The 23241-nt window shown below is 57.7% G+C and carries 31 protein-coding genes and 2 riboswitches; of the genes, 17 read left to right on the top strand and 14 right to left on the bottom strand.

The window, feature by feature from the left end:
• Positions 1-154: 154 nt before the first annotated feature.
• Both LG371_RS01045 and LG371_RS01040 read left to right on the top strand, forming a co-directional pair.
• Complete coding sequence (locus LG371_RS01045; protein ID WP_067594557.1) at positions 155-1129, top strand: PhoH family protein; 975 nt, start codon at positions 155-157, stop codon at positions 1127-1129.
• A 99-nt stretch (positions 1130-1228) separates the two neighbouring features.
• Positions 1229-1819: a hypothetical protein gene (locus LG371_RS01040; RefSeq protein ID WP_225747506.1), complete on the top strand. Its 591-nt coding sequence runs from the start codon at positions 1229-1231 to the stop codon at positions 1817-1819.
• Positions 1820-1943: 124 nt separating this feature from the next.
• On the opposite strand, the gene gcvH is transcribed toward LG371_RS01040, so the two are convergent.
• From gcvH to gcvT, 5 genes are all read right to left on the bottom strand, one after another.
• Positions 1944-2330, bottom strand: coding sequence for a glycine cleavage system protein GcvH (gcvH, locus tag LG371_RS01035; RefSeq protein ID WP_067594551.1), 387 nt, complete (start codon positions 2328-2330; stop codon positions 1944-1946).
• Positions 2331-2524: 194 nt separating this feature from the next.
• Positions 2525-2716 carry a YqaE/Pmp3 family membrane protein gene (locus LG371_RS01030; protein WP_067594548.1) on the bottom strand — a complete coding sequence of 64 codons (192 nt, stop codon included), beginning with the start codon at positions 2714-2716 and terminating at the stop codon, positions 2525-2527.
• A 72-nt stretch (positions 2717-2788) separates the two neighbouring features.
• Entirely contained in the window at positions 2789-3625 is an 837-nt protein-coding gene (locus tag LG371_RS01025) for a hypothetical protein (protein WP_067594545.1), read from the bottom strand.
• A 54-nt stretch (positions 3626-3679) separates the two neighbouring features.
• Positions 3680-4339 (bottom strand): hypothetical protein, encoded by a 660-nt coding sequence (locus tag LG371_RS01020; RefSeq protein ID WP_067594542.1) that lies wholly within the window; start codon positions 4337-4339, stop codon positions 3680-3682.
• 101 nt (positions 4340-4440) lie between these two features.
• Positions 4441-5541 carry a glycine cleavage system aminomethyltransferase GcvT gene (gene gcvT / locus LG371_RS01015; RefSeq protein ID WP_225747505.1) on the bottom strand — a complete coding sequence of 367 codons (1101 nt, stop codon included), beginning with the start codon at positions 5539-5541 and terminating at the stop codon, positions 4441-4443.
• Positions 5542-5573: 32 nt separating this feature from the next.
• Positions 5574-5667, bottom strand: a riboswitch (glycine riboswitch).
• Positions 5668-5712: 45 nt separating this feature from the next.
• Positions 5713-5804, bottom strand: a riboswitch (glycine riboswitch).
• Positions 5805-6185: 381 nt separating this feature from the next.
• On the opposite strand from gcvT, the gene LG371_RS01010 reads away from it, so the two are divergent.
• Both LG371_RS01010 and LG371_RS01005 read left to right on the top strand, forming a co-directional pair.
• The gene (locus LG371_RS01010; RefSeq protein ID WP_067594536.1) at positions 6186-6674 is read left to right on the top strand and encodes an Lrp/AsnC family transcriptional regulator; all 489 of its coding nucleotides are present in this window, start codon (positions 6186-6188) and stop codon (positions 6672-6674) included.
• A 208-nt stretch (positions 6675-6882) separates the two neighbouring features.
• Complete coding sequence (locus tag LG371_RS01005) at positions 6883-7242, top strand: YbaN family protein (protein ID WP_067594709.1); 360 nt, start codon at positions 6883-6885, stop codon at positions 7240-7242.
• Between the two features lie 81 nt (positions 7243-7323).
• Here LG371_RS01005 and LG371_RS01000 read toward each other — a convergent pair whose 3' ends face one another.
• Positions 7324-7929: a nitroreductase family protein gene (locus LG371_RS01000; protein ID WP_225747504.1), complete on the bottom strand. Its 606-nt coding sequence runs from the start codon at positions 7927-7929 to the stop codon at positions 7324-7326.
• 591 nt (positions 7930-8520) lie between these two features.
• On the opposite strand from LG371_RS01000, the gene LG371_RS00995 reads away from it, so the two are divergent.
• Positions 8521-9726 (top strand): DUF1294 domain-containing protein, encoded by a 1206-nt coding sequence (locus tag LG371_RS00995; RefSeq protein WP_067594530.1) that lies wholly within the window; start codon positions 8521-8523, stop codon positions 9724-9726.
• Positions 9727-9737: 11 nt separating this feature from the next.
• The gene (locus LG371_RS00990; protein ID WP_067594527.1) at positions 9738-10286 is read left to right on the top strand and encodes a DNA-3-methyladenine glycosylase I; all 549 of its coding nucleotides are present in this window, start codon (positions 9738-9740) and stop codon (positions 10284-10286) included.
• Between the two features lie 242 nt (positions 10287-10528).
• Here the strand turns inward: LG371_RS00990 and LG371_RS00985 are convergent, their stop codons facing one another.
• Together LG371_RS00985 and LG371_RS00980 are read right to left on the bottom strand one after the other, a co-directional pair.
• A complete protein-coding gene (locus tag LG371_RS00985; protein WP_225747503.1) occupies positions 10529-10843 on the bottom strand; it encodes a hypothetical protein in 315 nt (104 codons plus the stop codon).
• A gap of 458 nt (positions 10844-11301) precedes the next feature.
• Positions 11302-12207 (bottom strand): LysR family transcriptional regulator, encoded by a 906-nt coding sequence (locus LG371_RS00980; RefSeq protein WP_067594520.1) that lies wholly within the window; start codon positions 12205-12207, stop codon positions 11302-11304.
• Between the two features lie 156 nt (positions 12208-12363).
• Here LG371_RS00980 and LG371_RS00975 point away from each other — a divergent pair, with 156 nt between their 5' ends.
• Entirely contained in the window at positions 12364-13476 is a 1113-nt protein-coding gene (locus LG371_RS00975; protein ID WP_225747502.1) for an MBL fold metallo-hydrolase, read from the top strand.
• A gap of 177 nt (positions 13477-13653) precedes the next feature.
• Here LG371_RS00975 and LG371_RS00970 read toward each other — a convergent pair whose 3' ends face one another.
• The gene (locus LG371_RS00970; RefSeq protein ID WP_067594513.1) at positions 13654-14139 is read right to left on the bottom strand and encodes a cupin domain-containing protein; all 486 of its coding nucleotides are present in this window, start codon (positions 14137-14139) and stop codon (positions 13654-13656) included.
• Positions 14140-14654: 515 nt separating this feature from the next.
• Between LG371_RS00970 and LG371_RS00965 the strand changes: the two genes are divergently transcribed.
• From LG371_RS00965 to rplT, 4 genes are all read left to right on the top strand, one after another.
• Positions 14655-14996, top strand: a complete 342-nt coding sequence (locus LG371_RS00965) for a hypothetical protein (RefSeq protein ID WP_225747501.1) — start codon at positions 14655-14657, stop codon at positions 14994-14996.
• Between the two features lie 178 nt (positions 14997-15174).
• The gene (infC, locus tag LG371_RS00960; RefSeq protein ID WP_082890789.1) at positions 15175-15696 is read left to right on the top strand and encodes a translation initiation factor IF-3; all 522 of its coding nucleotides are present in this window, start codon (positions 15175-15177) and stop codon (positions 15694-15696) included.
• A 149-nt stretch (positions 15697-15845) separates the two neighbouring features.
• Entirely contained in the window at positions 15846-16043 is a 198-nt protein-coding gene (gene rpmI, locus LG371_RS00955; protein ID WP_067594504.1) for a 50S ribosomal protein L35, read from the top strand.
• Between the two features lie 13 nt (positions 16044-16056).
• Positions 16057-16413, top strand: a complete 357-nt coding sequence (rplT, locus tag LG371_RS00950; RefSeq protein ID WP_067594501.1) for a 50S ribosomal protein L20 — start codon at positions 16057-16059, stop codon at positions 16411-16413.
• A 410-nt stretch (positions 16414-16823) separates the two neighbouring features.
• On the opposite strand, the gene LG371_RS00945 is transcribed toward rplT, so the two are convergent.
• From LG371_RS00945 to LG371_RS00935, 3 genes are all read right to left on the bottom strand, one after another.
• The gene (locus LG371_RS00945; RefSeq protein WP_225747500.1) at positions 16824-17096 is read right to left on the bottom strand and encodes a hypothetical protein; all 273 of its coding nucleotides are present in this window, start codon (positions 17094-17096) and stop codon (positions 16824-16826) included.
• Between the two features lie 43 nt (positions 17097-17139).
• On the bottom strand, positions 17140-17616 hold the full coding sequence (locus tag LG371_RS00940) for a hypothetical protein (RefSeq protein WP_064086528.1): 477 nt from the start codon (positions 17614-17616) through the stop codon (positions 17140-17142).
• A 65-nt stretch (positions 17617-17681) separates the two neighbouring features.
• Positions 17682-17960 carry a helix-turn-helix domain-containing protein gene (locus LG371_RS00935; RefSeq protein WP_081253534.1) on the bottom strand — a complete coding sequence of 93 codons (279 nt, stop codon included), beginning with the start codon at positions 17958-17960 and terminating at the stop codon, positions 17682-17684.
• Positions 17961-18144: 184 nt separating this feature from the next.
• Between LG371_RS00935 and LG371_RS00930 the strand changes: the two genes are divergently transcribed.
• The 5 genes from LG371_RS00930 to LG371_RS00910 all read left to right on the top strand — a co-directional run bounded on the left by LG371_RS00930 (position 18145) and on the right by LG371_RS00910 (position 21442).
• The gene (locus LG371_RS00930; protein WP_225747499.1) at positions 18145-18291 is read left to right on the top strand and encodes a hypothetical protein; all 147 of its coding nucleotides are present in this window, start codon (positions 18145-18147) and stop codon (positions 18289-18291) included.
• Complete coding sequence (locus LG371_RS00925; RefSeq protein ID WP_225747498.1) at positions 18288-18983, top strand: helix-turn-helix transcriptional regulator; 696 nt, start codon at positions 18288-18290, stop codon at positions 18981-18983. The genes LG371_RS00930 and LG371_RS00925 overlap by 4 nt, the downstream gene beginning before the upstream one ends.
• Before the next feature lie 289 nt (positions 18984-19272).
• Positions 19273-20040 carry an SDR family oxidoreductase gene (locus tag LG371_RS00920; protein ID WP_067594498.1) on the top strand — a complete coding sequence of 256 codons (768 nt, stop codon included), beginning with the start codon at positions 19273-19275 and terminating at the stop codon, positions 20038-20040.
• Positions 20037-20525 (top strand): Fur family transcriptional regulator, encoded by a 489-nt coding sequence (locus tag LG371_RS00915; RefSeq protein WP_067594495.1) that lies wholly within the window; start codon positions 20037-20039, stop codon positions 20523-20525. Before LG371_RS00920 ends, LG371_RS00915 begins: the two co-directional genes overlap by 4 nt.
• Positions 20513-21442 (top strand): GTP-binding protein, encoded by a 930-nt coding sequence (locus LG371_RS00910; protein ID WP_067594492.1) that lies wholly within the window; start codon positions 20513-20515, stop codon positions 21440-21442. The genes LG371_RS00915 and LG371_RS00910 overlap by 13 nt, the downstream gene beginning before the upstream one ends.
• A gap of 223 nt (positions 21443-21665) precedes the next feature.
• Here LG371_RS00910 and LG371_RS00905 read toward each other — a convergent pair whose 3' ends face one another.
• Together LG371_RS00905 and LG371_RS00900 are read right to left on the bottom strand one after the other, a co-directional pair.
• Entirely contained in the window at positions 21666-22220 is a 555-nt protein-coding gene (locus LG371_RS00905; protein ID WP_156503575.1) for a hypothetical protein, read from the bottom strand.
• Positions 22180-22422, bottom strand: coding sequence for a helix-turn-helix transcriptional regulator (locus LG371_RS00900; RefSeq protein ID WP_067594486.1), 243 nt, complete (start codon positions 22420-22422; stop codon positions 22180-22182). Before LG371_RS00900 ends, LG371_RS00905 begins: the two co-directional genes overlap by 41 nt.
• Before the next feature lie 136 nt (positions 22423-22558).
• Here LG371_RS00900 and LG371_RS00895 point away from each other — a divergent pair, with 136 nt between their 5' ends.
• Positions 22559-23185 (top strand): HI_0552 family protein, encoded by a 627-nt coding sequence (locus tag LG371_RS00895; RefSeq protein ID WP_067594704.1) that lies wholly within the window; start codon positions 22559-22561, stop codon positions 23183-23185.
• Positions 23186-23241 lie beyond the last annotated feature (56 nt).

Here is a 23241-nt window from a genome sequence, read left to right as displayed (position 1 = left end):
TTCGGCTGCACGGCGCTTGCCGCTTTCAGGTAGCCTTTTATGCCACAAAAAGGGATTTGCCCCGCTGCGCGATACGGCCTATCATCTTATTAATTGTATGTGTTCCGGCTGCCCGGCAGGGCTGGGTGGCGGCTTAAACGAAGACTGGGAGCTTATGAGCCATACTGTACATTTGAAGTTTGACGACATCGACAACGCGGTTTTGCAGCGGCTGTGCGGGCCGCTGGAGGAAAACCTGGAAATGCTGGGTAAGGCGCTGTCGGTGGAAATCGGGCGGCGTTTTGCCGAATTCACCTTTATCGGCGCCAATGCCCACGCGGCGCGGCAGGCGCTGCTGAAGCTGGCGGATATTGCCGAGCGGCGCGATTTGGATAACGGCGACATCCAGCTGGCGGCGGTGGAAGCCAAAACCGCCGATGCGGAGTTTGTGCCGCAGAGCGAGCCGGGGCACCAATATTTCCTGCAAACGCGGCGCGGCAAGCTGGGCGGGCGCACGCCGCGCCAAAACGGCTATATCCGCGCCCTTTTAAACCACGATATCGTGTTCGGCCTCGGCCCGGCGGGCACAGGCAAGACTTATCTGGCCGTGGCGGCGGCGGTGGATGCCATGGGCAAGCACGAGGTGGAACGCATTGTGCTGGTGCGCCCTGCGGTGGAGGCGGGCGAGAAACTCGGCTTCCTGCCGGGCGATTTGGCGCAGAAAGTGGATCCCTACCTGCGCCCGCTGTATGACGCGCTGTATGACTTGATGGGCTTCGACCGCGTAACCAAGCTGTTGGAAAAGGGCACGATTGAGATTGCGCCGCTGGCCTATATGCGCGGGCGCACGCTCAACGGCGCCTATGTGATTCTGGACGAGGCGCAAAACACCACGCCCGAGCAGATGAAGATGTTTCTCACGCGCATCGGCTTCGGCGCCAAGGCGGCGATTACCGGCGACATCAGCCAAATTGACCTGCCGCGCAACATCAAATCCGGCCTGAAAGACGCGCGCGAGAAGCTGCAAGGCATCGAAGGCATTTATTTCCACACCTTTACCAGCGAAGACGTGGTGCGGCATCCGCTGGTGCAGAAGATTGTGGATGCTTACGATGCGGCAGATGCGGCGCGGGAAAGTGAAGAGGCTTAAGGCAGGTTTTCAGGTAGCCTGTTGCGGCATTAGGGCTACCTGAAAATGGTTTGACAGGTTTTTCAGGTAGCCCGAGTTATATATAGGAGAAAGAATAGGATGCAGAATATCCGTTTCCCTTTGCGTTTTCATTTTAAGATTTTCACGCCGTCCAACGATTTCAGCGTGCTGGATGAGGGCGGGCAGGAGATTGCCTACACGCGCCAGAAGATTTTCAAGCTGAAGGAAGAAGTGGAGATTTTTCGCAGTGCGGATCGGCGCGAGCGGCTGTACCGCATCTGTGCCGACCGCATCATCGATTTCAACGCCTGCTATCGGATTTTCGGCGAAAACGGCGCGGAGCTGGGCTCGGTGCGGCGCGACGGGATGCGCTCGCTGTGGCGCGTGCGCTACCGGATTTTCGGCGCAGACGGGCAGCCGCTCTACCAAATCCAGGAGAAAAACCCGTGGATTGCGTTTTGGGACGGGCTGGTGGGCGAGATTCCGCTGATTGGCGCGCTCAGCGGCTATATTCTTAATCCGAGCTATGAGATTACCGATGCTTCGGGGCAGCAGGTGTATCTGCTGAAGAAAGAGCCTTCGCTGGTGGAGCGGCGTTTCAGCTTGGAGAAAACGGGCACGGCGGCGCATGATGAATTGGTGGTGTTGTCGCTAATGATGCTGATGCTGCTGGAGCGCTCGAACGGCTAGGGCGTGCAGGAGGCGGGCATGGCAAACCCGCCGGCCAAGCAAAAAGGCTACCTGAAAAATTTTAGCTTCGCAGAAACTTCGCTGCGCTGCGTTTTCAGGTAGCCTTTTTGTGTAACGCGGGCGGTTAGCCGAGCTCGGCGGCGTATTGCTCGGCGTTCATCAGGCCGTCTAAATCAGCGGGGTTGGCGGGTTTGAGGCGGAAGAACCAGCCTTCGCCATAGGGGTCGCTGTTTACGGTTTCGGGGGCGTCGGGCAGGCCTTCATTCACAGCCACCACTTCGCCGGCGATGGGGGAATACACATCAGACGCGGCTTTCACGGATTCCAGCGCGCCGGCTTGGTCTTCGGCGGCCAGGGTGGCGCCCACTTCGGGCAGCTCGACGAATACGATTTCGCCCAGCAGCTCTTGCGCGTGGTCGGTTACGCCAACGGTTACGCTGCCATCGGCTTCGAGGCGCAGCCATTCGTGGCTGGCGACATATTTGAGTTCGGCGGGGATGTTGTTGCTCATGGTTTTTCTCCGTAGTTAGAGGGTGGGAATGGTTAGGGTCATTCACATTATACAGGTTTTGCCTGTATGGGGTTTGCGCTGGCGCAAGGCTACCTGAAAAATCGGGCGGCCTGCGCGGCAAATTTGTTGTTGTGTGTGTGAATTGTTTGGGCTTTCGGAAGGGCTGCGTTTGGATTTGCAGTTTTCAGGTAGCCTCAACGCTCTTGCAGGGCGCGGCGGATTTTCTGGTCGGTTTTGTATTGGCTCAGGGCATACACCGACCAGATGGCGGCGGGCAGCCAGCCGATGATGGTGAGTTGCAGAATCAGGCAAATGGTGCCGGCAAACGGCCTGCCGATGGTGAAGAATTGCAGCCAGGGCAGGAGCAGGGCGAGGATAAGGCGCATGGTGGTTCCTTTCTTGATGCGGGTGGGTAAGGGGTTGGTTATGTTGAAGCTAATGTTTTCAGGTAGCCTAAATTATTGTTGCCGGACTTGCAAGGCGCGTTCGAGGGCTTGGCGCCTTTCGGCAGGCCAGCTGGCGGTATGCTGTTCTACCAGGGCTTTGATTTGCGGGTATTGCTGCATATTGGAGGCAAGCGACCAGCGGGCGGCGCCGTAGGTTAGGATGTTTTCGGCATCTTGCTGGGTGGGGTTGGCCGGTTTCTCGTCGAGCAGCTTGGTGTTGTCGGCCACATAATCGACGATGCGGTAGATGTATTCGGGCTGGCCGGTGGCATAGAAGCTTGCCCAGTGGATGTCGAGGGTTGCCGGCGCGAAGTTCAGGCTTAGGAAGTTTTCTGCGGTGGGGACGGGTCTAATCAATACTTCCCTGTATTCGGGCGGCAGTTCAAGCTGGCCTAGGCACTTGCCGCTATCCGGCGTACCGGAGAGTTTGAATATCAGGATGAGCTGATTATTGGGGTGTTGCTGCCGCAACTCCTGACACCACGCCATGGTTTGATCCGGATGTGTGGCCAAGATTTGCGCTGCCCAAACGGAGAAGTTGTTGAACGGGCCGGGCTTGGCTCCGGGCGTGGTCATGATTGGGTCGTTCAGTCCTTGATGCAGGATGGCGAGCGCACGTTTCAAACCGGGGTCGGGCGTTTGGTAATACACGGGCACGGCATCTTTCCACGAGCCTTCCAGCGCAACGGGTGCGGCGGCGGTTGGTGCCTCGGCAACAGGCGCGGGAGCGGAAGCGGCGGCAGGCGCGGAGGCGGCAGCAGTTGGCGTGCTTGGGCTGTTGTCCTGCGGCGAGCAGGCGGCCAAGCCGAATACGGCGAACAATAATGAAATCAGCAGGTTTTGGCGCATGGTGGGGAGCCTTTGCAAAATAGCGGAATCGGTTTTCAGGTAGCCTCTATGTTGTTATGGGCAGATGCCGACGGCAAGCAGCTCGTTTAAGCGGGCATGGTGTACTTTCGCGGCCTCGGCGATGCCGGCTTGGTTTTGGCGCCATTGTGTTTTGATGTTGTCCGGTATGCCGGTGGCGGCGGAAAAATCAAGCGTGGCAGACTGCACGGAGCGGTTGGCCGGGTTTTTCGCTGCTACGCCGCTACTGCGGAAGACAAAGCGGTTTTGGTTTTGATGCCTGCCTTGGTAGTACATATTGTCGGCAATTTTCACGGCCACGCCTTTGCTGCGGTAGTCAGTGCAAATGCCGTGTGTGGCGCGGACATGGTTTACTTCAATCGTGCCGGCATTTTTGCTGAACACATACGCCGTGAAGCTTTTGGCGTTGGCTAAGGCTTTCAGGTTTTCGGCGCGGCTGTTGCCTGCGTGGTCGCGGATAGCGATGCTCAAATCTGCATTCATGCGCACGATGTTGAGCGAAAATTGGTTGCTGATGGTAACTTCGCCGGCGATTTTGCCGTCGCCGCCATAGGCGGTCATAAAGGAAGCGGTGTGCAGCCGACCGTTTGTGTCGGAAAAGGGGATAGGCTGGGTATCGCCACTGCCAGCCAGCCCGGCGCAGCCTGTTAGGGCAAGGCAGAAGAATAGGGCTGCTGGTTTGAATTGGGATGTCATGGATGCGGTTTCCGTGGTGGGAAGCTGCTTTTTATTTTCAGGTAGCCTCTATGCCCGATTGGGCATCAGGCTACCTGAAAACTTTCTACACGGCCTGCGGTTTAATCAAACTGTTTTTGGCCGTTGCGCACGAAGGGCAGCTTCAGCACGCGCACTTCCACTTCGCGGCCGCGGATAACGGCTTTGGCGGTGCTGCCTTCAAAGGCTTTGGGCACGCGCGCGATGGCGATGGACTGCTTGAGGCTGGGGGAGAACACGCCGCTGGTGGTGATGCCTTTGCCGGCGTCGGTGATCACTTCCATGTGTTCGCGCAGCACGCCGCCTTTGGCCAGCAGGAGGCCGACTTGTTTGACGCTCACGCCTTTTTCTTTCAGCGCGAGGAGCGGGGCTTTGCCCACGAAGTCGCGGTTTTCGTCTTTCAAGTCCACCGTCCAGGCCATGCCGGCTTCGAGCGGGCTGGTGTCGTCGTCCATGTCGTTGCCGTAGAGGTTCATGCCGGCTTCCATGCGCAGGGTGTCGCGCGCGCCTAGGCCGCAGGGTTTCACGCCGGCTTGCTGGAGGGCTTTGAAGAAGGCCACGGCTTCGCCTGCGGGCAGGATCACTTCCACGCCGTCTTCGCCGGTGTAGCCGGTGCGGGCGACAAACCAGTCATGGCCCAAATCGGCGCCTTGGAAGGGTTTGAGGCCGTTTACGGTGTCTGCCCATTCGGGTTTCACGGTGAGCAGCTTGGCGATGGCTTTGGGGCCTTGCACGGCGAGCATGGCCAAGTCGTAGCGCGGGGTAAGCTTGATGCCGAACTCGGCGCCGATTTTCTGGAATTGGGCGGAGTCTTTTTCGCGGGTGGCGCCGTTGGACACGATGCGGTATTGCGTTTCGGCTTCGTTGCCGCGATACACGATGAGGTCGTCGATGACGCCGCCTTTGTCGTTGAGCATGGCGGAATAAAGCGCTTTACCCACGAAACCGAGCTTGGTCACGTCGTTGGCCAAAAGCTTGCGGAAGAAGGCTTTGGCTTGGTCGCCGGCCACGTCGGTAACCAGCATGTGCGATACGTCGAACATGCCGGCGTCGGTGCGCACGGCTTCGTGTTCGGCGATTTGCGAGCCGTAGTGGATGGGCAGCTCCCAGCCGGCGAAATCTACCAGCTTGGCGCCGGCGTCGAGGTGGGCTTGGTGGAAGGGGGTGGTTTTGATTGCAGACATGATTCGGAGTCTCCGTTGGCAGTAATGGGGAAGCCTCCCTATCTGTCCGGGGTACCTGAGATTTTCGGCAGGGGATGCCTTGTATCCTTCGGTGGGCAATGAATGCCGCTCTCCAGATGAGGCCGTTTCAGGTAGCCCGCGCGGGCAGGCAGGGGAAGATGATTGTTTTGAAACGGGCTTGCAGTCCTTTTACCTGAGCGATTTAAGGGGTTTTGCGCCTTCGGTGCCGTTGTTGTATTAACGGTCTCTCCTGCAAACGTCTTGATTATCGCTCGAAAGTAGGAAATTGGGCAAGATTATTGCCTATTGTCAAGCATAAATTGATGGTTGGAATAGCAATTCTAGCGGCAAAGGTGTAAACTAAAACCGTAGAAAGCGAGAGGTTGTTTGAGATTGGAGCCGGTGCTTTCCGGCCAAACCGGCTTCGGAAATGCCCAAATGACGTAGAGTTAAGGCGGTATATTTCGCTATTAATGAAAATTATGGCGGATTATTCCAACACAAATACAATATAATATGCACGAATTTTCGTGCATGCAGCACAGGCCGGCCACAAGCCGGCCATATTGTTGTCGCCCCGGCTGCCTGCCCGGAGTGGCGCACATACTGCCTTTAAACCAGAAAGTATGATTGGATACCGAATCATGACAACTACTGTTTCGCTGGATAAAATCGACCTGAAAATCCTCCAGGCTCTGCAACACAACGGCCGCCTGAGCAATGTGGAGCTGTCCGAACGTGTTGCGCTTTCCCCTTCGCCCTGCCTCCGCCGCCTGAAACAGTTGGAGTCCACCGGCATCATCCGCGGCTATGCGGCACTGGTACACCCTTCTGCCGTGGCGCTCGGCTTGCAGGTGTTTATCCGTGTGTCGGTGGATAAGGCCAACCACCTGCGCGACGGCTTTGCCGAATCTGTGCGCAAATGGCCGCAGGTGTTGCGCTGCTTCGCGCTTACCGGCGAAACCGACTATATGCTGCACGCCTTTTTCTCCGATATGGAAAGCTTCTCCCATTTCATCCTGGATACGCTGCTGGCGCACCCCGGCGTGGTGGATGCGCGCTCCAGCTTTGTGTTGCAGGAAGTGAAAAACTCCACCGTGTTGCCGCTGGATCATCTGCAAACCGCCGAATAGCTTGGCTGGAAAACTGTTTTCAGGTAGCCTTTATGCCCGATTGCGGCATCAGGCTACCTGAAAATTTTTTTTGCGGGGCGGAATGGATAATATCAATATTGCAAACAACCCTATATGGCTCGGCGCGGCTTTTTTGGCGGCAGGGCTGGCGGCGGGCGTGCTGTGGATACGGCGGCGGCGCTTGTGCGGGCGCGATTCCTGGCTGCCGCTGTGGCGGCCGCTGGTGTGGCTGGCGGGCTGGCTTTCGCTGCTGTTGGGCATCATCGGCATTTTCCTGCCGGGGCTGCCCACCGTGCCTTTCGTGCTGCTGGCGGCGGGCTGCTGGTCGCGCACTTCGCCTCGTTTCCACCGCTGGCTGAGCACGCACCGCTATTTCGGCCCGATGGTGCAAAATTGGGAGCGCAAGCGGGCGATTCCGCTCAAGGGCAAGATTTTGTCGGCGCTGATGATGACGGCTTCGTGCGCTTGGATGTTTTACCGTTTTCCGGAGCGCTGGTGGGCAGGCGCGGGGATGGCTGCAGTGTGTTTGGCGGTGGCGTTGTGGATGTGGCGGCTGCCGAGCGAGTGAATGCGGTGGAAAAATGTGCCAAAAAGGCTACCTGAAAAATGTTTGTGCACTTTCAGGTGGCCTTTTTTGGTTTATGGCTGTTTACAGCCCGTACACTTTAAAGCGCTCGGCAACCGGGGCGAATTGTTTTTCGCCGGCGGGCGCGGCGATGCCGCCGAATACGAGCTGGGCGCGCAGTGTCCAATCGGCGGGGATTTGCCATTGTTCAGCCACAGCGGCGTCGATCACCGGGTTGTAGTGTTGCAGGTTGGCGCCGATGCCGGCGGCGGCGAAGGTGGTCCACACGGCGTATTGGTGCATGGCGTCGGCGTGCTCGGCCCACACGGGGAAGTTGGCGGCGTAGGCGGGGAACTGCGCTTGCAGGCCGCGCACCACGGATTGGTCTTCAAAGAAGAGCACGGTGCCGGCTGCGGCGGCGAAGCCGGCCAGCTTTTGGGCGGTGGGGGCGAATTTGTCGGCGGGTACGATTTGGCGCAGGGCCTGCTCGGTGAGCTGCCAGAGTTTTTCGTGTTCGGCGCCGAAGAGCACTACCACGCGGGTGGACTGGGAATTGAAGGCGGAAGGGGTGTGCAGCACGGCGTGCTCGACGATGGCGGCCACTTCTTCGGCGGGCAGCGGCAGGGTTTTGTTCAGCGCGTAAACGGAGCGGCGGGCGCGGGCGGCTTCTTGCAGGGTTTGGTGGGTCATGATGTTTCCTTTTGATGGGGTGGATAATGGGGCGCAGTATAACGCGCTTGGCGGAAGAGGGGTTAGCCGTGCTGGGAAAGGTGGTGTTTCCGGATAGGAAAACGGCGCGGCGGGCTGGAAAAGGCTACCTGAAAAACAGGCTGAAGCGGTTTCAGGTAGTCTTTCTGCGTTGTTGGCTCTCTATTCTATGAGAGAAGGGTGTGTAAACCTTAGGTTCGATTGAATTTCGATACTAAATGAATTTTCAGGTAGCCTTTTACTATTCATACCTTGTTTACTTTTGCGCCTCATGCCGGCGCGGGCACTTCCTTTCTTTGCTTCGCCAAAGAAAGGAAGCAAAGAAAGGCGACTGCGGGCACAGGTTTGGCTTTGCCAAACTTCCCTCACTCCGCACGGTTTTTCGGGCGGGCTCGCAACTTGCGGCTGCGCCGCTTCGAACATGCAAGCCCTTGTTTCCCGAAAAACCGCGCTCCATTCGGCTGCGCCAGCAGAGAACGGTGCAGCTCCAACCTTTTGCGCTCAATATGTTGTGCGTGGGGATGCAAAAAGTTTTAATGGAAGGAGAAAGGCTACCTGAAAACCTTTATCCGCTTGGCAGGCGCCACCTTTTCAGGTAGCCTTCCCGTTTTTGCCCAAACTGTTTCCTTGCCCGCCATGAACACCGAACACGAAGTGCAAACCGCCCCCGACATTCTCGAAGAAACGGCTGCCGAAAACGCCGCTGCCGCCGCGCCGGAGCCCGCCGCTGCCGATGCGGCCGCAGTGGAAGAAACGCCCGCCGCGCCTGTATCCCATCCCGCCGAAGCGGAAGGCGAGGACGATGAAGACGCCGCCGAAACCGGGCGCGAATGGCGCGAAGGCCGGATTGTGGACGCCGCCGTGCGCGTGTGGGACGCAGCCGAGCGCACCGGCATTGCCGACGTGGTGAGCAACAGCGAAGACGAACCACCGATCAGCGTGTTTTTGGTGGGCGACCTCTTCGCCGCCACCGACCTTTCCCCGCAGCCGGGCGACGTGTTGCGCGGCGTGTTGCAGAGCCACCCCTTCGGCGGCCACTGGCTGCTCGACAGCGCCGAAAACGCCGCCACTTCCAGCCTGCAACGGCGCAGCCCGGAAGAAGAGGAAGCGCTGTTTAAAGAGCGCAAACAGGCCAAACGGCAAGATAAATTGGTCAACGGCGAAACCTATGTGGGCAAAGTGGTGCGCTGGCGCGACGAAGAGCGGGCGGGCTACATCAAGGTGAAATCCATCAAAGCGCGCGTGTTTTTCCCGCAATCGGCCTTTGTGTTCCGCGACAAACGCCCGGCCAAACACCAACAAGTGAGCTTCGTGCTGGGGCGGCGGCGCGGCGAATGGGTGGCCACCCGCGTGATTCCGCAAGGCTACGAGCTGGGCTGGGCCGACCGCGAAAGCACGCCCTCCGGCACGGTGTTGGGCGGCGGCTTCAGCGAAACCCTGCTCGGCAGCGCGTTTATCCTGCTTTATTTGGCCGCCGTATCGTTTATCTCCCTGCCGCTGGCCTCGGCCTACCTGCTGGCCAGCTGCCTGCTGCTCATCCTCTACCGCACCGACAAGCGCAGCGCGCAAAACGGCCGCACCCGCGTGCCCGATTTCGTGCTGCACCTCCTGGCCGTGCTCGGCGGCTGGCCGGGCGGCTTGTTGGCGCAGATGCGCTACCAGCACCACACCGCCAACATCGGCTTCGTGCGCGCCTTCTGGTTCAGCGTGGCGCTCAATGCCGTCGGCAGCTACGTTTTGCTGGTGTATTTGGTGGGCAGCCTGCCTTCGTCTTCCTGAAGAACTGAGCGATGGATTATTGCACTTTCGCCCACAGCCTGCCCGACGACGGCAGCAACCCCAACAAACACTACCACGACCACCTCTACGGCTTCCCCATTGCCGACGACAACGAGCTCTTCGGCCGCCTGCTGCTGGAAATCAACCAGGCCGGCTTGAGCTGGACGCTGATCCTGCAACGCGCCGAAGGCATCCGCGCCGCCTATGCCGGCTTCGATATCGCCGCCGTGGCCGCCTTCGGGCAGGCCGAGCGCGAACGCCTGCTGGCCGACCCGCGCGTTATCCGCAACCGCCGCAAAATCGACGCCGCCATCCACAACGCGCGGCAAATCCTGCGCCTGCAACAAGAATCTGGCTCCTTCAAAAGCTGGCTCGACAGCCACCATCCGCAAGACTTGCCCGCCTGGGTGAAGCTCTTCCGCCAAACCTTCCAATTCACCGGCCCCGAAATCGTGTGCGAATTCCTCGTGAGCACCGGCTACCTGAAAGGCGCGCACCGCGACGACTGCCCCGTTGCCGCCCAAGCCGCCGCAGCCAATCCGCCTTGGCAGAGGGGCTAGGGCGGAGGGAAGGGCTACCTGAAAACGAGTTTTGCGGGTTTTTGCGAGCTAAAATTTAGCGGCGCAGAAACTTGTTGCGCTGTGTTTGATTACGTTTTAATTTTGTTGAAGTTGCGTTTTCAGGTAGCCTCTAAGCCAAGAGGCTACCTGAAAAATTTGGCGGCATAGATATAGCAAAAGGCTACCTGAAAAAGAGCTTTGCGAGTTTCTGCGAGGCTAGGGTTTTCGGGTAGCCTTTTGGTTTAAACGGATGGGCCGAGCCGGCGGATGGCGGCGTTGATTTCCTGCGCTGCTTGGTAGATGGGGTAGCGGGCGAGGGTGGGGAAATCCGGCCGCTGATATTCGTTCCAATAGCTGACGATGCGGCGCTGCTGGGTTTGCCAGTAGCGCGGGTTTTGGGCGCAGAGGCGGGCGAAGGCGGCGGGGTTGAGGCGGAAGAGGTGCACGGCGTCTTCTTGAATGGGCAGGATGTATTCGCCGAGCAGGGCGAGGGCGAAGGGCAGCACGAAGTCGGCCTGCCCGGCGCGCACCAGCCGCCGGAATGCGGCTTGGCGCACGAAGCCGTTGTGGTGGCGGCTGTGCAGGCAGTCGGCGATGAGTTGGGCGGTGTTGTTTGGCTGGGTGGCGTGCGGGTGCGGGGCGGGGTGGTAGAGGCGGCGGGGAGGTGCAGGGTTTCGCCGTTGAGGCAGACAGCTTGGCTGGGCATGTCGGCGGGCTGGATGTGCAGGCGGCGGATGACTTCGTCGGCAGTGTCGTGCAGCGCGGCGGGGAAGGCGGCGGTGAGGGGGAGAGGGTGCATGGTGTTGTGGTTTGAGCGGTGATGCGGAGGCTACCTGAAAATGGGTGAAGCCAAGGCATGGGTTTTAAGGAAGATAAAAACGCGGTGCATATTTTCAGGTAGCCTCAATATGCCGAAAGAGGCTACCTGAAAAAGATAGTGAGTTAAATTTAAAACGCTACGGCGTTGGCTCGCCTTGTCCCGTTTTTTGTTAATCCACTATAACTTTGCCGTTTTTCAGGTAGCCTCTCGCTGCACGGCGCCTTCCAGCACGCCGCGCATCCATTGCTGCACGGGGTCGAAGTGGGTGCGCTCGTGCCACAAGAGCAGTTTGTCGTAGCCGGCGCTGGGGAAGGGCAGGGGCAGGGTGGCGAGGCGGTTGCCGGGCTGCACCAGCCGCGAGGGCACCACGGCGAGCAGGTCGCTTTGGCGCAGGAGCTCGGGAATCAGGGCGAAGTTTTGCACGGAGAGGGCCACGCGGCGGCTGCGGCCGAGCTTGGCCAGCTCGCGGTCGATGGCGCCGGAGAAGCTGCCGCCGTAAAACGAGCCGAGCGCGAAGGTTTGGCGGCAGAAGGTGTCGAGCGTCCATTCTTGTTGCAATACGGGGTGGTGTTCGCGCAGGGCGCAGATGAAGTGTTCGTGGTAGAGCTTTTTGTGGCGCAGGTTGTCGGGCGCGGCGGGGTGCGCGGCGATGGCGGCGTCGAGCCGGCCTTTGGCGAGCTTTTCTTCCATTTCTTCGCGGCGCAGCTTGAAAAAGGCCACGCGGGTGTGCGGGGCGAGGCTTTGCAGTTGGGCGGCGAAGGGAATGCCCACGGTGCGGAAGCTGTTGTCGGTGGTGCCGATTTTGAACTCGGCCTCCAGCTCGGCGGGGGAAAATTCGAGCGGCTGCACCAGGGTTTCAATCTGGCCGATGATGCGTGCCAGCGGTTCGGCCAGGGCTTCGGCGCGGCTGGTGGGCATCATGCCTTGGGCGGTGCGCACCAAAAGCGGGTCGTCGAAATACTGGCGCAGGCGGGCGAGCATGCCGCTCACGGCGGGCTGGGTGAGCGAGAGGCGGGCGGCGGCGCGGGTAACGTTGCGCTCTTCCAAGAGGGCGTGCAGGGCTTTGAGCAGGTTGAGGTCGAGGTTGTGCAGGCGGCGCATGGCGGGGAAATTGCAAAATGAGATAAGGGGTATGCGATTTTATGATTTTGTTTATGCGAAAGATAGCGCTATGATGGGCAACGGGTTTTATCTTGCCCGCGCAAACGGTTATACTGCCGCCCCTTTGTGTTGCCTTCTTTGCCGGAAAAGCGATTTATGTGGAAACGCCTGATATTGAAAACGTTTAAAGTGTTGCTGATTTTGCTGGTGGTGCTGGCTGCCGCCGGCTTTGCTTTTTATCAATTCCACCCCGTGTTCGGTGGGCAGCCGGATGAGGCGAGCATGGCGAAAATCCGCGCCTCCAAAGCGTTTAACGGCAGCGAGTTTGAAAACCTCGAGCCCACGCCGCTGATGACGTCCGACGAATCGCCCTCCATTCTCGAATGGGGCTGGAAAATGCTCAATCCGCCCCCGGGCAAACACCCGGCCAAGCCCCTGCCCACCGTGGCTCTGGACACATCGCAGCTCCAAGACGGCAGCGTGGTGTGGTTCGGGCATTCCACCGTATTGTTCCGCACCGGCGGGCAAACCTTTATCACCGACCCCGTGTTCTACCGCGCCTCGCCCGTGCCCTTCACCGGCAAGCCTTTCGCCATGAGCCACGTGCCCACCGTGGGCGAGCTGCCCGACATCGACGCCGTGCTGATTTCGCACGACCACTACGACCATTTGGATTACCAAGCCATCCGCGAAATCAACGCCAAAGCCAAGCGTTTTATCGTGCCGCTGGGCGTGAAAGCGCACCTACAACGCTGGGGTATCCCCGACAGCAAAATCACCGAAATAGATTGGGAAGAACAAACCCGCGTGGGCAGGGTTGCCGTTACCTACGTGCCCGCCCGCCATTTCAGCGGCCGCACGTTTGAGCGCAATAAAACCCTGTGGGGCGGCTATGTGGTGAAATCGCCCGAATTGTCCATTTATTTCAGCGCCGATAGCGGCTACGGCAAACATTTTGCCAACATCATCGCCCAACACGGCCCCTTCGATTTCGCCATGATTGAAAACGGCGCCTACGACCCAGCCTGGGCGCTTATCCACGAAACCCCCGAAGAAGCCGCCAGCGCCGTGGCCGACATCGGCGCGCCGCTGGTGATGCCGATACACTGGGGTAAATTCGACCTCGCCAACCACCATTGGAAAGACCCCATCGAACGCTTCACCCGTGCCGCCGCCGAACGGAATCTTCAGGTGGCCACCCCGCGCATCGGGCAGATGTTCCAAATCGGCAAGCCGCCGCAGGAGAAATGGTGGGCGGATTTGGAGTAAAGGCGCGGAAGGCTACCTGAAAAAGTTAAAAGGGCTACCTGAAAATGTGTTTTCGTTTTCAGGTAGCCTTTTTCAGGTAGCCTCTTCGGCTCAAGCGTAAAGGTGCGGTGTAAAACATCAGGCGGCAATAAAGGCAGCCCGCACCAAGAAGGCTGCCTTTATTGCCGTTAAACAGAATTAGTGTGCGGCCGGAGCGTTCGGCAGCTGGCCGATGAAGTTGATGAAGCGCAGCGGACGGTGGCCGGTGTTTTTCAGCGCGTGCGACTGGCCGGGGCGGGCGATTGTAATGTCGCCGGCGGCTACCGGAGTTTCCTTGCCGTTGGAATCCACGAAGGTGCCGCGGCCTTCCACAATCAGATACACGTCTTCATTGTTGGCGTGTTTGTGCAGGCCCACGGAGGCGCCGGGCGGCAGGGTCATCCAGCCGATTTCGCGGATGGCGTCTTGGTCGTTGGTTTGGTGGCGGGTGTAGGCGAAGCGGCCGAGCAGGTGGCCTTGGCCGCCTGCGGCTTGGTCGCGGTCCCAGCGTTGCAGGTCGGCGCGGCGGTATACTTGCACGCTGCGGTCTACCGGCTCTTTGCTCGGCTCGTTGATGTCTTTCGCCCAAGCGCCGGCACTGGCCAGCAGGGTGGCGGCAATCAGGGATACGGCTAGTTTTTTCATGCTTGCTCCTTAGGGGTGCTTGAAGGGGTGGAAACGTTTAATCCGGCGGGCATGCTATGCGGTTTGCCGAAACGGGGTCAAGACGGCGGCGCGGCAGGCGGGGATTATCTGGCGATTATTTGATATAGGCCAAAACGATGTGAATATGGCAGCCGCGTTTCAGGTAGCCTCCATGCGGCGGAAGGCTACCTGAAACGCGGCTTCAATGCAGTGAAAACGGGCAGGGCGGGCGTTTGTGCAGGCAAAACGCGGGTTGCAGCGGAGCGGGAAGCGGCAAGCCCGCCCTCAGTCTGGTTTGGGTGCGGCAGCCAGCTGCGTAAGAAAGCCAAAACAATCCGACTGTTGGCGGGAAGTGTCGCTTTTGCGCGGCGCGGCACAGGTTTTTGGCGTATTGCGGGCGAAACTTGCTATAATCGCGGGCGCATTGCAGCGGCTTGCTTTTTAAACTTCATTGAAGCCCACACTTTCAGGTAGCCTGTTGCCGATGTTTTAAAGAGGCTACCTGAAAAATTAGCATGGCAGAATTTAAGGAGAAAGGCATGGTCAAGCGTTCCATTCTAGGCTGGATGAAGCTGGTCTGCCTGTGCGGCATGATGATCCTGCTGTGGCGGGGGAACGCCGCTTATGCCCTGCTTCCTTTGTTGGCCTATGCCGCTGCCGAAATACAGCAGAGGCGTAACGAACGCGCCGCCCTTGCCGCGTTCCGCGCCAATCCTGAAGCCGCCCGCCAATGGTTTGCCGAACACTTAAGCGGCGAACGCATCGCCGATATTAAAGCCGTCCGCGCCCGGTTCAGCCTCTCGTTGCGCGATGCCGTGGCTGTGTTGGGCGAACACGTGCAGCAGGAAAAGGATTGAATTGGCAGGGAAATTGCTGCCAGTCAAGCATATTGCAAACACATCAGGCCGCCTTTGAGGCTACCTGAAAAATTTCCGGAGCAGCCGGCGCTCCGCTCGATACGCCGGCACAGCGGCGCGCCGCCGGCCACTTTGGCTAAACTAGGCGCGCCAACCCATTCATCTTGATAGGAGATTCATCATCGCACAAGAACGCGAAGCACGCATCAACGGCGAAATCAGCGCCAAGGAAGTGCGTTTAATCAGCGGCACGGGCGAGCAGCTCGGCATCGTAACCGTGAAAGAAGCCTTGGCCATGGCCGAAGAGCAAGACGTGGATTTGGTGGAGATTTCCCCCACCGCCAAGCCCCCCGTCTGCAAACTGATGGACTACGGCAAATACAAATACGAGCAATCGAAAAAGCGCGACGAAGCCAAGAAAAAGCAGAAGCAGGTGCAGATTAAGGAAATCAAATTCCGCCCCGGCACCGACGAAGGCGATTACCAAATCAAAATGCGCAACGTAAACCGCTTCCTCGCCGACGGCGACAAAGTCAAAATCACCCTGCGCTTCCGCGGCCGCGAAATGGCCCACCAGCATTTGGGCGCGCAGCTTCTGGAGCGCGTGAAGGCCGATTTGGCCGAAGTGGCCGCCGTGGAGCAGTTCCCCAAAATGGAAGGCCGCCAGATGGTGATGATGGTTGCGCCGAAGAAGAAGTAAACGTATAATCCGCCGTTTTCCGCTCCGCCGCACGCGGGAAACGGCTTTGATGTTGTGTGCGGCATAAAACCGTGGTGCCGGGTTGCAAGCGCCGCCTGATTTCAGGCAGCCTCCCGATGCCTAATCCGATAAACCGATGGAGTTTTCCCATGCCTAAAATGAAAACCAAATCCAGCGCGAAGAAACGCTTCAAAGTGCTGGGCAACGGCGGCGTGAAACGCGCTCATGCGTTCAAACGCCACATCCTCACCAAAAAAACCACTAAGAACAAACGCCAGCTGCGCGGCACCTCTATGGTGAACGAGCGCGACGTGGCTTCCGTTCACAGAATGTTGCCCTACGCATAAAGGAGTCTGAAACATGCCACGCGTAAAACGCGGTGTAACCGCACGTGCCCGTCATAAAAAAGTATTAGCTCTGGCCAAAGGCTACCGCGGCCGCCGTAAAAACGTCTACCGCGTTGCCAAGCAGGCGGTAATGAAGGCAGGCCAATATGCCTACCGCGACCGCCGCCAGCGCAAACGCCAGTTCCGCCAGCTGTGGATTGCCCGTATTAATGCCGGCACCCGCCAAAACGGTCTGTCTTACAGCAAATTCATGAACGGCCTGAAACGCGCCGCCATCGAGCTGGACCGCAAAGTGTTGGCCGATTTGGCTGTGTTCGACAAAGCTGCTTTCGCGCAGCTGGTTGAAAAAGCCAAAGCCGCTTTGGCCTAAGCCAAGTAAGCAAGTAAGTGAATAAAGCTCAGCCGGGAAGGTTTCCTTTCCCGGCTGAATTGCGTTTGGCGAAAGCAAAATGGGAGGGCGGCGTAGCAACCCGCCCTCCTGCGGAAACCTGGTTTCAGATAGCCAGAGTAGGGCTGGGCGATTTTTTAGGTAGCCTCAATAAGCAAAGGCTACCTGAAAGCACAACTTCAACATCGTGAAAACGTAATCTTCAATGCAGTGAAAACCCAGCGCGGCATCGTTGCGGCGAAGCTAAAAAAATAGAACGGCGCGAACTTTTGCCATTTTTGGCGAGTTCTTTTGCCCCCTGCTCATAAAAAATTGACAGTTCTTTTGCCACTTTTAACCCCCGTTTAACGACCTGTTAAGCGGGGGTTTCACACGCCTGCTTGAGCCCGCCGTCAGAACTTATAAATCAGGTGGTCATCGTAGCGCGAATTGCGGTTGATGGTGCTGCCCACTGTCAGGGTTTGGCAGCCTGCAAAACGCTCCCAACCGGGCAGGCGCAGCTCGGCTACAAGGTCGAGATAGGCGGGCAGCTCGCTGCGCGTACTCGAAAAGAATATGAAGGGCGGCCTTACCATTGCCATCAGGCGCAGGAACTCGACCATGCCGAAGTAGGCTGCCTTACGGTAGTTTCCCTGCTGGGTGCAGACGTAGGGCGGGTTAGGCAATACCGCTATTTGGAGAGCAACCAATTCCCCAGCGCTTAAATAATCACTCATAATCATCCCCAAACATCAGCTCCGGCGTTTCGGCCTTTTTGACGTTTTCGCGGTGGTAGGCGAGCAAGGCCAATACACCGGTCAGGGCTTCGATGGTCTCATCCACACCACTGCCGTCTTCGTGCCATTTAGCCAATAGGGCGATGGCTTCCGCTGTTTGGCTCTGTACTTTGGCAATGTCTGCGGTAGAGCCTTTGCGGCCGCGTGGGATTTCAATGACTACACGGTCGCCATGCAGCACGCTCAAATACTCGCTGATGTAGCGACTGCCAGTTAAAGCCTCAAACTGGGCTATCCGGTTAAGTGGCATGGTGTTTTCGAGTAGCCAGCGGTAGTACGTTTTGAGCTCCACGCCCATCAGGTCAGCCATTACCTTGGATGGCAGCCTGCGTTCTTTAGCATGGCGCTTGGCCAGCTCGATGGCATGGTCGAGCGAGGTGGCTTTGGGCTGTTTTTTGATGTTTCTCATAGTAAAAATCTACTGGGCGGGATTTTGAGAGCGTGATTTTTTCGTTTTTATTCCGTACAATGTACTTAAGCATTAACAGCATGGCGTAAAACTGGATGGTAATTACGAGCAGCGTATCGTTGCGGCCAAATCTGCTCAGGATTCATATCCAAAGCTGCTGCAATAAGCCGCTCACTCTTCGGGTACGGTTTATGCAAAGCACACCAAATTGTGCTGCGGTGTACATTAGCCTCGCGCGCCAATGCACTTATCGTCCATCCTCTTTTTTTTAGGGCAGCCATAATGTCTGCTGGATGCCAGTCTTGAGACACAAGCTGGAGATTTTGAGCTGTATTTTTTTTCATCTTAAATTACCTACATGTTGTCTGTTATCGTCTTAACTACATGTCGGCATATCAAACGTAAATCTTAAAACTTTCAAGGTTAATCTTTAGATTTTGGCTATTATTTAGTTATACGTCTGATTATATTGTAGATTTAAGTTTAGTTTAACGTTAAACTTGCTTTAAACAAAAGGTTAAACTTTCCATGAGTAACGCGAACCTAGAATTTGCCGACAGAATGGCTAAAATTTTGGATATTTTTAACGGCAATGTTTCAGAGCTCGCCAGACAGGCCGGTATTGCCCCCCTTCCGCGCAACGATGGATTGATGGCGAATCTGATCCGAAAATGAGTAACCTCTTGAGGCTTGCAGATGCAGCTAATGTGAATCTGTTATGGCTTGCAACAGGGCAAGGCCCTATGTTTGCCTCAGGTGCTAACCGCTTAAAAGAACCTCAGGCATCCTATAACGTTTCCGAGCAAGACGAAGGCCGCCGGCTGCTGCAACAGCGGCTGGCTGAAACGAAAAATACATTGAACAATATTAGAAAAGCCGAGCGTGGAGAGCCGACCAAAGAAGGCTGTGCCTTTGACGTACAAGGCAGACCTGTTGATATAGATGAGTTTGTATTTATCCCGTTATATGACGTGGCTTTATCAGCCGGGCATGGTGCATGGGCAGATGATATACCGCCAAAATCTACCTTGGCTTTCCGGCGCGACTGGTTGGAAGCATTTGTTACAACAGATTTTAATACCTTATCTGTAGTTATGGTTAAGGGTGACAGCATGGCCGGTGTCCTCAACGACAAAGATGCCATCCTCGTCAATCACAGCCGCACCGAGGCTAGTGACGGCCTGTATGCCCTCCGGATCGGTAATGAAATATTTGTAAAACGGGTACAGCGCTTACCGCATGCCCTGCGAATTACCAGCGCGAACCCTGAATATGACCCATTTGAAGTACCCCTGCAGAATGGCGACAGCAGTGATAACAGTGTCAGCATCATCGGCAAGGTGGTATGGCTAGGTCGTGCCCTTTAACCGGCGTTTAACACCCGGTTAAATCCAGCCCATTTTTTCCGCTTTTTTGCCCACTCCCATCCATTCCCTGACCATTCTGCACCAAAATTCTGCCCATTTTTGACCACTTTTAGGAAAAAGATCTGTCAATTTTTTTTAGTCAGTAAAATGGCCGAAATCCGCGTTGTTAAAGGATTCCGGCCATTTTCTTGTTGTCCCGGTCAGGGGGTAAAAGATATCACTCCCCCAGTAAAAATAGCGCCAGCCGGTGTTATACTATCGCACCTTTCACCAACCACAGGGGGCGATGATGAGCATTTTGGTAACCGGCGCTTCGGCCGGGTTCGGGCGGGCAATCTGCCGCAGGCTGATTGGGGCGGGCTACCGCGTGATCGGCGCGGCGCGGCGTGCCGACAAATTGGCTGCATTGCAGGAAGAGCTGGGTGCAAACTTTCTGCCGCTGGCAATGGACGTGGGCGATACCGCTTCGGTGGATGCCGCCTTGCAAGGGCTACCTGAAAATTTCGCCGAGATAGATTGCCTGGTAAACAACGCCGGCCTGGCGCTGGGCTTGGATCCGGCTTATCAGGCCGATTTTGCCGACTGGCAAACCATGATTCAGACCAATATCATCGGCCTTTCCTACCTCACCCGCCAAGTGCTGCCCGGCATGGTGGCGCGGCACCAAGGCTATATTATCAACCTGGGCTCGGTGGCCGGCACCTATCCCTACCCCGGCGGCAATGTGTATGGCGCCACCAAAGCCTATGTGCGCCAATTCAGCCTGAATTTGCGCGCCGACTTGGCCGGCACCGGCGTGCGCGTGAGCAATATCGAACCAGGCTTGTGCGGCGACACCGAGTTTTCCAACGTGCGCTTCAAGGGCGACGACCAACGTGCCGCCGCCCTCTATGCCGACGTGGATTTCATCCGCCCCGAAGACATTGCCGACACCGTGCTGTGGCTGTATCAGCGCCCGGCGCACATGAACGTGAACAGCATCGAAATCATGCCCGTGGCGCAAAGCTTTGCCGCTTTGCAAGTAACGCGCAAACCCGCCGGGAAGGAGTCGCCATGACCGACCATTCCGCACTCAGCCACAAAGAAAGCATTATCGAGCGCGCCCGCGCACAAGGCTTGCAAATCACCGCCCTGCGCGAGCAGGTGCTCGACATCGTGTTGCAGCAGGATGGCGTGATTAAGGCCTACACCGTGCTGGCGCAGATGCAGCAGCGCAGCAAAGGCGTGGTGGCGCCGCCCACCGCCTACCGCGCGCTGGATTTTTGGGCGGAACACGGCGTGCTGCACAAAGTGGCTGCGGTGAACGGCTATGTGCTGTGCAGCCACGCCCGCCACGATTGCGACGAACATTGCCACAGCCCCGACGAGCAAAGCCGCCACCACAGCGCCTTCATTTTAGTGTGCACCGAATGCGGCGCCACGGATGAGCAAACGCTGAGCCGAGAATGGCGCGCGCTGCGGGCGGGCGTGGCGGCGCGCGGTTTCAAACTCAAAGAGGAACACGTTGTTTTAACAGGAATATGTAAAGAATGTCAGAAATAAAGAAAGCAAAAGTGCATTTGGTGTCCGGCTTTTTGGGCACCGGCAAAACCACCGCCCTGCGCCACCTGATGGAGCAGAAAAACCCCGATGAAAAATGGGTGATTGTGGTGAACGAATTCGGCGAAATCGGCATCGACGGCGCCGTGTTGAGCGACAACGGCATCCCCGTGGCCGAGATTGCCGGCGGCTGCCTGTGCTGCGTGGCCGGCGCGCAGATGGGCACCACCATCAACCGCATGGTGAGCGGCAACAAGCCCGACCGCATCATCATCGAAGCCAGCGGCCTGGCGCACGCGGCCAGCGTGATCGACGAGCTGCGCGCCAAGCCTTTCGACCAAATGCTGGACATCGGCGCCGTGTTTACGCTGGTGGACCCGCGCCAGTTTGTAAACCCGGAATACGCCAACCAGCCGCTCTACCGCGACCAGGTGAGCGTGGCCGACGTGCTGGTGGCCAACAAGGTGGATATGTGCTCGCCCGAGGAGCTGGCCGAGTTCCGCAGCCGCGCCGCCAAGCTGTTTCCGCCCAAGGCGGAGGTGGTGGAAACGCAGGATGCCTATTTGGACATCGCGCTGCTGGAAACGCCGGTGGCGGAGAAAAGCCGCTATCGTATCAAGGAGCTGGCCGACAACACCATGGGCTTCCAATCGCAGGGCTACACCTTCCCCGCCGACAGCAGCTTCGACGGCGAAAAGCTCACCAAGTTTTTCAATGATCTGCCCAAGCTGTGCGACGGCCTGGTGCGTGCCAAGGGTGTGTTTAAGGTCTTGGGCAGCTGGGTGTGGCTGAACTGGAGCGAGGGGCAGTGGGGCGCCAACCAAGTGGCGTGGCGGCGCGACAGCCGCTTTGAAGTGATTGCCAAATCGTTCGACAGCGACGTGCTGGAGCAGAGGTTGCAGGCAGCGCTGGAGAAATAAGCGGAAGGCCGGCTAAAAAGCAAAGTGCGTTTTCAGGTAGCCCTAGTTTGACGGCAGGCTACCTGAAAATGTGGGCGGCAATGCGATGGTGAAGAAACAAGCGCCTGCAAGTTAAGCCATCAGTGCTGAATTTCTCTGCTTCGGATGACCGTCAAACCAATTTGAGGCTACCTGAAAACCCGTTTTTCAGGTAGCCTCAATATTCATGGAGGCTACCTGAAAGCTATTCGGAATATTCATCCTGTTGCTTGCGCACTTCTTCGGCCAGGGTATGCTCGGTTTTGCCGATTTCCTGATGTTCGACACGCATCAAGGCTGCTGCCGCCAACACGGCAAATGGTGCCACCAGCCAAACTGGAATATCGGGCAGGCGGTTCTTTGCCACAGCGATGAGGCCGAGAGCGAGGGCAGCGCCAATCAGCCATGCCGGTTTTTTCCGCCGTGCGGCGCGATGCCGCATTTTCTGTTCGGTGAAGTCAGCGGGATTTTGCAATTCAATGGTGAGCGGCTGCGGGTATTTGGCGGCAAAATAGCAATACGGCAGAAATATAATAAACAGCCAAGTTGGCCAGTTGGTATCAAATCCTGCCAGATAACCCGCCAAAATCACAAACTGGCAAACAAGGAACAACCCCAATAGCAGGGCAGAGCACACAATGCCGAATTTGGCGTAATGCGCGTTTACCAATTGCATTTGCCGCTCGTCCAATTCCTGCGGGTATTTGCCGATCCAAAATTTAAATATCCTGTTGTATAGCCTGCTGCCCATCGTTTTCATGCGCCTGCTCCTGCGTCCAAAATAAAGTGTTCAAATCACTTTCCAATACCCGTGCCAATTTCAGGCACAGCGACAGCGTGGGGTTGTAGCGGTTGTTTTCGATCAGATTGATGGTTTGCCGAGCCACCTCCACGCGTTCCGCCAACTCTTGCTGCGACCAGCCCTTTTGCCGCCGCAAATCACGTACTTGGTTGGTGTTCATCCATTATCCATTTTGTCGTGTATAGATGACATTCTAAAAACGCACGGTATGGAATGTCAAATATAAATGACAAGAGGCTACCTGAAAACCCGTTTTTCAGGTAGCCTCTCCCTTTTTCATGCCCCGCCGCCCCATCATGCTCACCCCGCAAAGCTGCGACCTGTTCCAACGCCCCTTCTTCCAGTTTGCGCAAATCCGCCAATACCAGCCCGAAACCGAGGCGCAAACCAAGGCGGAATACAAAGCCGCGTGGCAGGTGTGGCGGGCGCTGGTTTTTCAGGTAGCCTCCGAGCTGGGCGCGGGTTTCGCCCCGCCGCACATCGAGCGCTGGTGCAACGGCTGGCAGGTGCGTGCGCACTTTTTCGCCTATTTCAAATATGCCGCCCATGCCGATACGGCGGTGATTCTCTCGTTGCTGCTCAACCGCCGCCGGCTCACCGCCAGCCTGGAATGGCACGAATACCGCGCGGCAAAATCCACTCTGCCGCTGGCCTGCTACCAGCAGGCGCTGGCCGGTTTCCCGCGCCATGAGTTTGCCGACTTCCAAATTTGGCACGGCCGCGACAGCGAATATGCCGACTATCCCGCCGTCTCCTCCGCGCCCGCCGCCGCGTTTGCCCTGCAAGACGCTGCCGATTTCCTCTGCCTCGGGCGGCATTTGGAGCGGGAGAAATTGGCGCAGACCGACAGCGCGGCATGGCTGGCGGAGAGCATCCGCCGCCTGCTGCCGGTGTATGAGGCTTGCCATAATGTGCGGCTGTGAGCGGAACACGGCGGGCGGCCGCGCGTTGGCTTTGCGCCATGCGCTGCTGTTAAAGG

Source organism: Eikenella sp. Marseille-P7795 (genome assembly GCF_916618725.1).
GTDB classification, from domain to species: domain Bacteria; phylum Pseudomonadota; class Gammaproteobacteria; order Burkholderiales; family Neisseriaceae; genus Eikenella; species Eikenella longinqua.
The sequence above is the reverse complement of the archived record's forward strand: the minus strand, read 5'-3'. Positions and strand labels throughout refer to the sequence as shown.

Bases quoted from the DNA above. Each gene is read 5' to 3' on its own strand.
- LG371_RS01045 (WP_067594557.1), top strand. From the start codon at position 155: ATGAGCCATACTGTACATTTGAAGTTTGACGACATCGACAACGCGGTT.
- LG371_RS01040 (WP_225747506.1), top strand. From the start codon at position 1,229: ATGCAGAATATCCGTTTCCCTTTGCGTTTTCATTTTAAGATTTTCACG.
- gcvH (WP_067594551.1), bottom strand. From the start codon at position 2,330: ATGAGCAACAACATCCCCGCCGAACTCAAATATGTCGCCAGCCACGAA.
- LG371_RS01030 (WP_067594548.1), bottom strand. From the start codon at position 2,716: ATGCGCCTTATCCTCGCCCTGCTCCTGCCCTGGCTGCAATTCTTCACC.
- LG371_RS01025 (WP_067594545.1), bottom strand. From the start codon at position 3,625: ATGCGCCAAAACCTGCTGATTTCATTATTGTTCGCCGTATTCGGCTTG.
- LG371_RS01020 (WP_067594542.1), bottom strand. From the start codon at position 4,339: ATGACATCCCAATTCAAACCAGCAGCCCTATTCTTCTGCCTTGCCCTA.
- gcvT (WP_225747505.1), bottom strand. From the start codon at position 5,541: ATGTCTGCAATCAAAACCACCCCCTTCCACCAAGCCCACCTCGACGCC.
- LG371_RS01010 (WP_067594536.1), top strand. From the start codon at position 6,186: ATGACAACTACTGTTTCGCTGGATAAAATCGACCTGAAAATCCTCCAG.
- LG371_RS01000 (WP_225747504.1), bottom strand. From the start codon at position 7,929: ATGACCCACCAAACCCTGCAAGAAGCCGCCCGCGCCCGCCGCTCCGTT.
- LG371_RS00990 (WP_067594527.1), top strand. From the start codon at position 9,738: ATGGATTATTGCACTTTCGCCCACAGCCTGCCCGACGACGGCAGCAAC.
- LG371_RS00980 (WP_067594520.1), bottom strand. From the start codon at position 12,207: ATGCGCCGCCTGCACAACCTCGACCTCAACCTGCTCAAAGCCCTGCAC.
- LG371_RS00975 (WP_225747502.1), top strand. From the start codon at position 12,364: ATGTGGAAACGCCTGATATTGAAAACGTTTAAAGTGTTGCTGATTTTG.
- LG371_RS00970 (WP_067594513.1), bottom strand. From the start codon at position 14,139: ATGAAAAAACTAGCCGTATCCCTGATTGCCGCCACCCTGCTGGCCAGT.
- LG371_RS00965 (WP_225747501.1), top strand. From the start codon at position 14,655: ATGGCAGAATTTAAGGAGAAAGGCATGGTCAAGCGTTCCATTCTAGGC.
- rpmI (WP_067594504.1), top strand. From the start codon at position 15,846: ATGCCTAAAATGAAAACCAAATCCAGCGCGAAGAAACGCTTCAAAGTG.
- rplT (WP_067594501.1), top strand. From the start codon at position 16,057: ATGCCACGCGTAAAACGCGGTGTAACCGCACGTGCCCGTCATAAAAAA.
- LG371_RS00940 (WP_064086528.1), bottom strand. From the start codon at position 17,616: ATGAGAAACATCAAAAAACAGCCCAAAGCCACCTCGCTCGACCATGCC.
- LG371_RS00935 (WP_081253534.1), bottom strand. From the start codon at position 17,960: ATGAAAAAAAATACAGCTCAAAATCTCCAGCTTGTGTCTCAAGACTGG.
- LG371_RS00930 (WP_225747499.1), top strand. From the start codon at position 18,145: ATGAGTAACGCGAACCTAGAATTTGCCGACAGAATGGCTAAAATTTTG.
- LG371_RS00925 (WP_225747498.1), top strand. From the start codon at position 18,288: ATGAGTAACCTCTTGAGGCTTGCAGATGCAGCTAATGTGAATCTGTTA.
- LG371_RS00920 (WP_067594498.1), top strand. From the start codon at position 19,273: ATGAGCATTTTGGTAACCGGCGCTTCGGCCGGGTTCGGGCGGGCAATC.
- LG371_RS00915 (WP_067594495.1), top strand. From the start codon at position 20,037: ATGACCGACCATTCCGCACTCAGCCACAAAGAAAGCATTATCGAGCGC.
- LG371_RS00910 (WP_067594492.1), top strand. From the start codon at position 20,513: ATGTCAGAAATAAAGAAAGCAAAAGTGCATTTGGTGTCCGGCTTTTTG.
- LG371_RS00905 (WP_156503575.1), bottom strand. From the start codon at position 22,220: ATGAAAACGATGGGCAGCAGGCTATACAACAGGATATTTAAATTTTGG.
- LG371_RS00900 (WP_067594486.1), bottom strand. From the start codon at position 22,422: ATGAACACCAACCAAGTACGTGATTTGCGGCGGCAAAAGGGCTGGTCG.
- LG371_RS00895 (WP_067594704.1), top strand. From the start codon at position 22,559: ATGCTCACCCCGCAAAGCTGCGACCTGTTCCAACGCCCCTTCTTCCAG.